This is a genomic window from Pseudomonas californiensis, from assembly GCF_021147775.1.
Classification (GTDB): domain Bacteria; phylum Pseudomonadota; class Gammaproteobacteria; order Pseudomonadales; family Pseudomonadaceae; genus Aquipseudomonas; species Aquipseudomonas californiensis.
Genome location: NZ_JAGTPK010000007.1, coordinates 217,722 through 225,523, shown reverse-complemented (window position 1 = coordinate 225,523; position 7,802 = coordinate 217,722). Strand labels below are relative to the sequence as shown.

Annotated in this window: 13 protein-coding genes; all 13 read right to left on the bottom strand. The window is 57.1% G+C overall.

The genetic code is table 11. The features are described 5' to 3' along the window. A partial coding sequence (locus KDX37_RS09570) for a DUF927 domain-containing protein (protein ID WP_231652434.1) occupies nucleotides 1-1,140 on the bottom strand: 1,140 nt, incomplete at its 3' end. Beyond that, a complete protein-coding gene (locus KDX37_RS09565; protein WP_231652433.1) occupies nucleotides 1,137-1,421 on the bottom strand; it encodes a hypothetical protein in 285 nt (94 codons plus the stop codon). The genes KDX37_RS09570 and KDX37_RS09565, both read right to left, overlap by 4 nt. A gap of 62 nt (nucleotides 1,422-1,483) precedes the next feature. Beyond that, nucleotides 1,484-1,816: a hypothetical protein gene (locus tag KDX37_RS09560; protein ID WP_231652432.1), complete on the bottom strand. Its 333-nt coding sequence runs from the start codon at nucleotides 1,814-1,816 to the stop codon at nucleotides 1,484-1,486. Beyond that, nucleotides 1,813-2,211 carry a hypothetical protein gene (locus KDX37_RS09555; protein ID WP_231652431.1) on the bottom strand — a complete coding sequence of 133 codons (399 nt, stop codon included), beginning with the start codon at nucleotides 2,209-2,211 and terminating at the stop codon, nucleotides 1,813-1,815. The genes KDX37_RS09560 and KDX37_RS09555 overlap by 4 nt, the downstream gene beginning before the upstream one ends. Beyond that, nucleotides 2,208-2,417, bottom strand: a complete 210-nt coding sequence (locus KDX37_RS09550; RefSeq protein WP_231652430.1) for a hypothetical protein — start codon at nucleotides 2,415-2,417, stop codon at nucleotides 2,208-2,210. The genes KDX37_RS09555 and KDX37_RS09550 overlap by 4 nt, the downstream gene beginning before the upstream one ends. Continuing rightward, a complete protein-coding gene (locus KDX37_RS09545) occupies nucleotides 2,414-2,719 on the bottom strand; it encodes a hypothetical protein (protein ID WP_231652429.1) in 306 nt (101 codons plus the stop codon). Before KDX37_RS09545 ends, KDX37_RS09550 begins: the two co-directional genes overlap by 4 nt. 453 nt (nucleotides 2,720-3,172) lie before the next feature. Further along, nucleotides 3,173-3,337, bottom strand: a complete 165-nt coding sequence (locus KDX37_RS09540) for a hypothetical protein (RefSeq protein WP_231652427.1) — start codon at nucleotides 3,335-3,337, stop codon at nucleotides 3,173-3,175. Continuing rightward, nucleotides 3,334-3,987 (bottom strand): KilA-N domain-containing protein, encoded by a 654-nt coding sequence (locus KDX37_RS09535; RefSeq protein WP_231652425.1) that lies wholly within the window; start codon nucleotides 3,985-3,987, stop codon nucleotides 3,334-3,336. Before KDX37_RS09535 ends, KDX37_RS09540 begins: the two co-directional genes overlap by 4 nt. Beyond that, nucleotides 3,984-4,262, bottom strand: a complete 279-nt coding sequence (locus KDX37_RS09530; protein ID WP_231652424.1) for a helix-turn-helix domain-containing protein — start codon at nucleotides 4,260-4,262, stop codon at nucleotides 3,984-3,986. The genes KDX37_RS09535 and KDX37_RS09530 overlap by 4 nt, the downstream gene beginning before the upstream one ends. After that, on the bottom strand, nucleotides 4,259-4,921 hold the full coding sequence (locus KDX37_RS09525) for a hypothetical protein (protein WP_231652423.1): 663 nt from the start codon (nucleotides 4,919-4,921) through the stop codon (nucleotides 4,259-4,261). Before KDX37_RS09525 ends, KDX37_RS09530 begins: the two co-directional genes overlap by 4 nt. Then, nucleotides 4,918-5,142, bottom strand: a complete 225-nt coding sequence (locus KDX37_RS09520) for a helix-turn-helix transcriptional regulator (RefSeq protein ID WP_151318993.1) — start codon at nucleotides 5,140-5,142, stop codon at nucleotides 4,918-4,920. The genes KDX37_RS09525 and KDX37_RS09520 overlap by 4 nt, the downstream gene beginning before the upstream one ends. 177 nt (nucleotides 5,143-5,319) lie before the next feature. After that, nucleotides 5,320-6,324, bottom strand: a complete 1,005-nt coding sequence (locus KDX37_RS09515; RefSeq protein WP_231652422.1) for a hypothetical protein — start codon at nucleotides 6,322-6,324, stop codon at nucleotides 5,320-5,322. Between the two features lie 121 nt (nucleotides 6,325-6,445). Next, nucleotides 6,446-7,651 carry a tyrosine-type recombinase/integrase gene (locus KDX37_RS09510; RefSeq protein ID WP_231652421.1) on the bottom strand — a complete coding sequence of 402 codons (1,206 nt, stop codon included), beginning with the start codon at nucleotides 7,649-7,651 and terminating at the stop codon, nucleotides 6,446-6,448. Nucleotides 7,652-7,802 lie beyond the last annotated feature (151 nt).

Here is a 7,802-nt window from a genome sequence, read left to right as displayed (position 1 = left end):
GCTGTCGCCGACTAGGTGAACACCACCACCCAGCACACCCACCAGACTCAGCAGAGGGCCAGCCAGTGCGCAGCCGATCGCCAGTGTCAGTACCGGATTGCCTTCACACTTGGCCGCCACCTCGGTTTTCCAGCCGTCCAGCTCGCCACGCCGACTGAACAGTATCTGGGCCTTGTTGCTGGCCTGATACCGCACCTTGGCACTCCCCAGCGTTCGCCCGGGCAGCACAAACGCGCCTGACTCATGCCAGCCCGGGCGGCTGGTGGTGGCGAACATCTCATCCGGGCGCTGATCGAGCAGGTACTCCATGAACGTGCCGCGCTTCTTGAGCGCGATGATGACGCCCATGCCGAACAACGCGCGCCGGGCATCCTCACCGCTGCCGCCGAATACTTCCATGGCGATGATCCATTCCTTGATACCGCCCTCGGTGGCCAAGCGGAGCAGACGGCCCTCGCTGCCGTCGTCACTGTTGGTCGTCCGGGCAACGACCGTCACTGGGGTAGAAATCCACTCGTCGGTGATGGGCCGGTCACTGGCATCATCTTCGTTCTCTTCCTCGTCGGTACCGCCACGCTTGAAACCATGCCAATAGACGCCTGGGCGCAGACGCCGGCCTTTCTCGTTGATCACCCATTGCTCATGGACTGCCCAGCACGGCCGGTCTGGTGTGATGCGCTGGCCCCGCTCAACCTCAAACCCGGCCAACTCGTCGCAGATCTCGCGCTCGCGCCTTACCGCTTCTTGCAGCTGCTCGGAGTCGATTTCGCTCAGGTCTTCACCGCGCTCAAGCTGAGCGAGGGCGATTTGCTGAATGATCCGCGCATGCTCCCTCCCGCTCTCCAGCGCCTTACGCCGATATTCGGAGCGATCTGCTGCTGTCAGGCGTCCTGGGAACAAGTCTTTGAACTCCAGGCCGATTGAGGCGAGAACATCCTCGGATGAGCAGCCTGCAAAGCAGTGAATCAATGCCCGGCCATCGTCGGTGCTGGACACGCTCAAGGAGGGGGACTTATCAACGTGCGCCGGGCATTTCGCGATGTGACGGTTCTTGCCCGACGGCTTTACGCCATCCAGCCGTTGAAGAATTCGGCTAGCCGGGTCATCGCCCACTACGGACAGTTTTGGCCTGGGTTTCATGGCAGTTGCTCCCGCGTCGGTATTGCTGCAAACGCCTGCATGACACGACCGTTATTGATCGCGTGCCAGTGGGTGAACTCATCAATTGATCCGACTTGGCGAGCCTCTACGGTTGCGTCAGGACTGCGCATCACAACTCGTCCGCACTCGGCGTCCTCCGCAGTCAGGAAAGGCCCCAGCAGAGGCTTGGGCGCTTTCGGATGAACTAAGTAGAACAGCTTGTTGGCTTTTTTCAGGCAAGCCGATCCCGTTGACGCAATTGCGCCGTTTTGAAATTTCATGCTGTTAAACCTCTATCTGGCCGACGTTTTGCTGTAGCCGTGCATAACTAAAGTTTTCTCGGTCACCGAGGCTGGTCGAGTAAAAGTTGGTACTGCGCTTTGTAGGTTTCGTTGTCGATCACGCTGCAGTTGAATAGCGCCTGCAGGAGGCCGATGGCTTCTCCCTCCCGCTTAAGTGCGAGCAGATCACCAGCTTTAGAGGCCTTAACCGCATTCTTGACTGTCTTTTTCACCATTCGCTCGCCGGTCCAGTAAACGTCAAGCCTGGATGGGTCGCTGAAATCGATGTCCGCAGCGCCTAACGCACGGTAGCGCAAGCCATAGAGTGCAAGTTCTGCGAGTTGCTCAGTACTCAAACCCTGGAGCGCAGCGTGATCTGTGAAGAGACCGCTCATGCGTCATCCCTCTTGCCAGATTTACCGCGCACGGAAGGATTTTCGAGCGAGAAGCAACGGTTAGTGTGCAGGTCGATAACTTTATGAACGTAATGCGGGTCGAACCGGCTTAAGTGCCCTCTGTAACCGAGCAACTCTTGCGTGGTGGCGCTGCAATCCTGCAGCCACCGCTCGTGATCCGTACGACTGCCAACGTCTCCGCCTGAGCACCATGCTGGAAGCTGTTGGGCAAGGCGCATTTCGTTCAAATGTGTCCACCAGCGTGACGCGTGCGTTCTTTCGGCGGTAAGCAGCTCTGTGATTATGGTCTTCTGTTCGGGCGTAAAATCGGCATCAAGTGCGCGCTTTAGCAGGTTGATTGTTGCGCCTGGCTGGTCGTTTATTTTCGCGCTCATTGCGCACACCCTTCAACTACCGGAATGTCGGTAGTTAGAAGCTCGGCCCAAGCCATTGCTGTGTGCTGGGCCATGACGGCGATCACTTTGGCCACGAGTGGCGTAGTGGTCGGGCTGGCGATTACTGCAGAGGCGAGCGCCAGCAGAGTTAGGATTTCCCTGAGGTCTTTGACCAGTTCGGAATCGATACGGGCATGATCGTTCATTGGGCAGCTCCCTGATCATCGCGCATGCTGTAACGCACCGACTGAACCAGCTCGGCAGCAGTGCTAGCAAGGAGGCCAAGGGCTCGAAGCTCCACACAGGTGACAGGGTCTTCGCAGTCATTGATTGCAACGTCGAGACGAGCGCAGAGGTGCTCTACGCCCAGAGCCAGATCGGCGGCTAGCGCCAGGCCCTCACCGGCATCGCCGCCTTGAACCACTTGGAGCAGGTGATTCATATCGTCGCGCGCGCCGAACTTGATGGATTGCAGTGGTGGCAGTGCTTTATTTTCCGAGGCGATCATTGGGCACCCCCAGCATTTTCCAGAGCGCGGGCGCGGTCCATGTGGGAGTTGTAGCGGTTGAGGCGTACAGAAAGGGAAGAGTTTGCGCGGAGAGCGCTCAAGGCCATGCGGCGGTGAGCAAGTGCGCGAAGTGCGGACGGAATGATGCTGGTCATTGGTAGCTCCAAGTTAGTTTTGGAACTGCCACGATCCTTCCTACGGGATTGGGTGGCAGCCATGTGTGAGGTAGGAATGCTGGGAAACTTGGAACCCAGCCAGGCCGAAGCCTGCTCACACACAGCCGCCATAACATTGAATTGCGGGCAAAAATAAAGCGCCAGCAATCGAAATGGAGGCGCTACATGCGCCAAGTTATTCCACGGGTTCCTACGCCCGGTCGCTGAATTTGCAACGACGCGTAGACGATACCGAGCATCACGATTGCTTGCAATCTCTACTATCGACCGCTGATCGTTAATCGTGAAGAATAATGTCATTTCGACACCCCTCGATCAGCAGCACTCCGGCACTTGTATCGGTGCCGAGCGGACACACCTCGGCGACTTGGCGCGGCGTTGCCTGTGACACGGCGAGAGCAACAGCCAGGCCGATGCAGTAGAGCCAGTCGAAGGGATTCACGCGACACCCCGCAACTGCTTGGTGCGCAGCGCTTGAACATACGCATTCAGTGCCTGCTTGCGGGTCGCATAATCCTTGCCCTGGCCGATCAGCAGCACGTCGCGGTTTTCCACCAGCATGATCAGCTCCAGTTCTGGCTGAGTCAGTTGGTCACGGTTGCGGCCGGCGAACTGCCCGGTGATGACCTCATTGATCAGCCGCGCTTCGTTCATGAAGTGGTGCGGTTTCGTGGTCTTGCCAGCGGCCTCGTGGGTAATCGACAGGGCATCGCACAGGCTCCGGTAACCCATGGCTGCCTGCCGCCGTGCAATGGCCCGTGTATTGAGTTCACCGCGGATCAGGGCATCGATCTGCTCGTCGCACCAGATCTCAAAGTCCACATCAAGCCAGCGGGCGAACTTGACCGCCAGCCGTGGATGAATCCAGGTTCCGCCACCACGATCAGCTCGGGCACGACTGGTTTTTACATATGTGATTCCCCCAGATGTACGCTCCAGTGCCTTCAGATAGCGCATTGCGTCGGGCAGGCGAAGCCATTGAGCCGGTTCTTTACCGAATCTGGCCGCCGCTTCCGTAGCGTTGATCCAGCCGTCATCGTTGAACGTGACGACTTGGCCCTCGTAATTCATCTGCAGAATTTTGGCAGTCATGCGGCGGCCCTCGGCTCGGACATCAATGTGTACAAGGCAACACCACGATGGGTGCGGCCCCACTCATCAGTGAGGACGATTCGAGCCGTATTGATCCGATATCCGGCGTTGCGCAGATCGCAAATCCGGGCACCTGGGCGGCAGATGTTCAGCTCGCGCATGGCTGTGAACGTGTCGATAGAACCCTGCCGGAGTCGATCAACGAAGCGTTGGTTCTGAGCGTTTATACTTGTGCTTTTGAGACTGTCCGGAGGGCTGGTTCTCTTCTTGTTCATGATGAGGCCCCCTGCATTGAATCGATTCGAGCGCGCAATACCTCGGTTCGCTCGATTGCTGATACGCCGTCGGTAATCATCATGCGATCAATGACGCGCAGGTCTGCCAGCTCCTTGGCGCTGACCTCTCCGGCGAATATCGCTGTTACTTCTTGAGCTGGAATTGAGGCTGCTGCCTGGCCGGTCACTGCTGAGGGCAAATGCTTTTCAAGGAATGCAATCAGCGGGGTTTTTCGTGGCGTTACTTGTCGGCTGGCAATCCAGCGGGCCAGAGGCAGGACTAACTCCGGGTGTAACCAGAAGCCAGGTCGATAGTCGACCTCTCCACGACCGAACTGGCCTGGCCCGGGCGCTGCGCGGCGGCCGACATCGCCTAGAACACGCATGGCGATACCTGTAGCCCGGAGGGCATGAAAGGTCTGGCCTCGATCTGCGCCAGCGGCCTGAGCGTCGTAGAGTCGCTCAGGAAGGGGATTTCCATTTCTGTTCAGAATGGCTTGAATCAATTGCAGCGTACTTGCAAAGCAGAGAAAGTCCATGGTCGATGGCGGGCGCTCACCAGTAACCAATGTCTCGACATTGACCATGTTCTGTTCATTCATGACCAGGGCGTGGCGATCGTCGGCGGTGATTCTGAGGCCTTCGTTTACTTTGCTCATGCCGCCACCTCGCGGCTTTCAGCGATGCGAGCGTTCATCCATTCACAGACTTCGCTTTCGATCCACACTACTGACTTCGGTCCCAAGGCTACCTGCTTGGGAAAGGCACCCTCTGCGACGCGGCGGTAAATCTCAGAGCAGGAGAGACCGGTGATGTGTTCTACAGCTTGGCGCTTGATGAATCGGCCAACTGATTGGGTTCGAGCAGGATTGTTATTCATGCGATCAGCCCTCCGGGGCATTGCAAAGCGTTATCAGGAATCAACGGTTGCAATGCTGGTGGTTGGCGTGCAGACAGAACAGATGACAGGTGGGAGTTAACGTGTCAGCGGTGGGCTGGTTTTTAAGGGAAATGATGCTGCATATCCATCTGGCCAGCGGTTGAAAGGTGTCACCCGTTATTTTGGCGTTCTCGCTATCGCGCCTCCGAGCTTACGATTGGAGCTCGTCAGGGCCGTAACAAATAGTCGGACTTTGATTTTTGGTAGATTCAGCCCCTTCCCCTTGGCCCATTTTTCTACCAGCACTTTCCAGCCAATTGGCGGTGGGTTGACGCCGTCATGTGTAACTTCACGCCAGCATTGAACGATCAGCCTGCCATCAGGAGGGGAAAGCATATTTTTTTCATTCATGAATTCGGCCAGCCCCATAGCTTGCTCAAGCCGTTCTTCCATCTCAATGAGCTCATCCTCTAGGCTCCGTTTCGCTCGGCGTTCATCGTTAAGCTCCCGAGCCTGCAATTCCAGCTCTTCTACCAGTTGCTGGTTTTGAAAAATCTTGCTTTCAAGTTGGGCTGAAAGTTCTACTGTCTTTTGTTCTGCCCTATCGCGCGCGATCCGAAGTTCATCAAGTTGTTCGCTAGCGCTTTTCTCACCTTCGCGGCGCAGCAGCGCCTGCTGTGCCTTGAGCACTATCGAGGAATTGCTTGGTATCAGAGGCGGAGATATGCAATTTGCCGCAGCAGAGCCATTTACACTCATGGATAACGACACACTGTCGTTTGCAGGTTGAGCAAACCCTGCGGCCAGCTCGGCTCTGACGGTAGCCTCATCAACAAGACGCTCAATCCATTTACGCCATACAAGTATGCTAGAAGCAGGAATCAGACCCGAGCTGGTACAGATGGTCGTAGCTAGCCTTCCGGTGCTGGCGGCTATGAAATAGTCGGCAAGTGAGCCATGAGTAATTCTAATATCTCTGTCGGAGCGGCCTTCTGAGAAGACGCTTACATGCAGGGATTGAATCGGCTGATCTATCGGCGCCAGCGTTTCTAGAGTGGCGGCGAGTTCTGATGCCAGGAGGCGAGGGTTCAGGTGGTGAGCAGATGCCCAGTCATAATAGATCCCATCGAGCCTTACGCGCCCAAAAGGTCCTATCTGATTATGGGCATCGGCTCCCGCCATTTGATTAGCTCACATTTAGTCTGCTGTATGAATATCCAGCCAATGTAATATTTTAAACGTCCTTTGCTTGAAAAAGGAACCCTAGGTTCTTTTTAGGAACGATTAATTGCAATTCAACATCTCAAGCGCGTTTGATGCTCACCACGTTGGCGCCAGCACATAGCGCGTCGATTGAGTCGGCCCAGGACTGCATCATTCCCCGGCGCTGCTCCAGATAGTTGGCGTGGTTGTATGTGTCGCGAATCGAATCCTGATCGCCATGGGCGAGCTGACGCTCGATCCAGTCGCGGTTGTATCCACGGGAGTTGAGGCTGGTGCTCAAAAGGTGGCGGAAACCGTGGCCGGTCTGGCGCCCCTCGTAACCCATCGTCGAAAGAGCCTTGTTCACAGTGTTCTCGCTCATGGGCCTGGCGCGGTTATTGCGCCCGGGGAAAGCGAGGGGGTAGGTGCCTGTCAATTCATGCAGAGCGCGCAGCAATGCAACGGCCTGACGCGGAAGCGGAACGATGTGGGGTCGCCGCGCTTTCATTCGGGACGCTGGAATTGTCCAGGTTGCCGCATCCAGATCAAACTCGCTCCACGGTGCCAGCCTTAGTTCTCCAGGGCGCACCGCTGTGAGCGCCAGCAGCCGAATAGCGATCTTGCTTGTGATATCGCACTGGGCGGTCTCCAGCCTTTCCAGCAGCTCTGGAAGTTCGCCCTCTGATACATGGGGGTGGTGACGCGTGCGGGGCGCATGCGCGGCCACCACGTCCAGATCGGTGGCCGGGTTGCCGGGTACCACGCCCTTTGCGAGCCCGAAGCGGAAAATCTGGCTTAGCCACTGGCGAACCTTGCGGGCGACATTGAACGCTTCACGCTTTTCAATCTTGCGTACCAGCTCGACCAGCTCTGGCCGCTGTACCTCGGAGGCAGGTTGCCGGCCGATCACCGGGAAAATGTCCGACTCCAAGTACTGCAGCACCTTAGATGAAGTAGCTGGCGCCCACCGTGGCCGGTTGTAGTCGTACCACTCTCGTGCCAGCAGCTCCATTGTAAGGACCTGGGCCGCTGCTGCTGTCTTCTCCTGCTGTTTATGAGCGCTGGGATCTACGCCTTGCGCCAGCATCTTTCGGGCAGCCTCACGGCGCTCACGGGCCTGCGCCAGCGTGATAGCAGGGTAGATACCTAGGCTGAGCATCTTGGCTTTGCCGTCGAATCGATAGCGCAGACGCCAAAGCTTCCCACCAGAAGGCGTAACTTCGATGCACAAGCCTTGGGCATCGGCGAGACGGTAAAGCTTATCGCGGGGCTTGGCGGTGCGAAGGGCGGTGTCTGTGAGTGCCACGGGTATTCCTTGCAGTGACCGAGCAGGGCGGCTCTGCGGTGGTGTGTGAGTAGGATTCTGGACCGAACTCGGCTCTACTCACCAATCTACTCACATAATATTGGGCTTACAAGGGAACCACTGGGAATGCTGGGCACAAAAAAACCGGCTC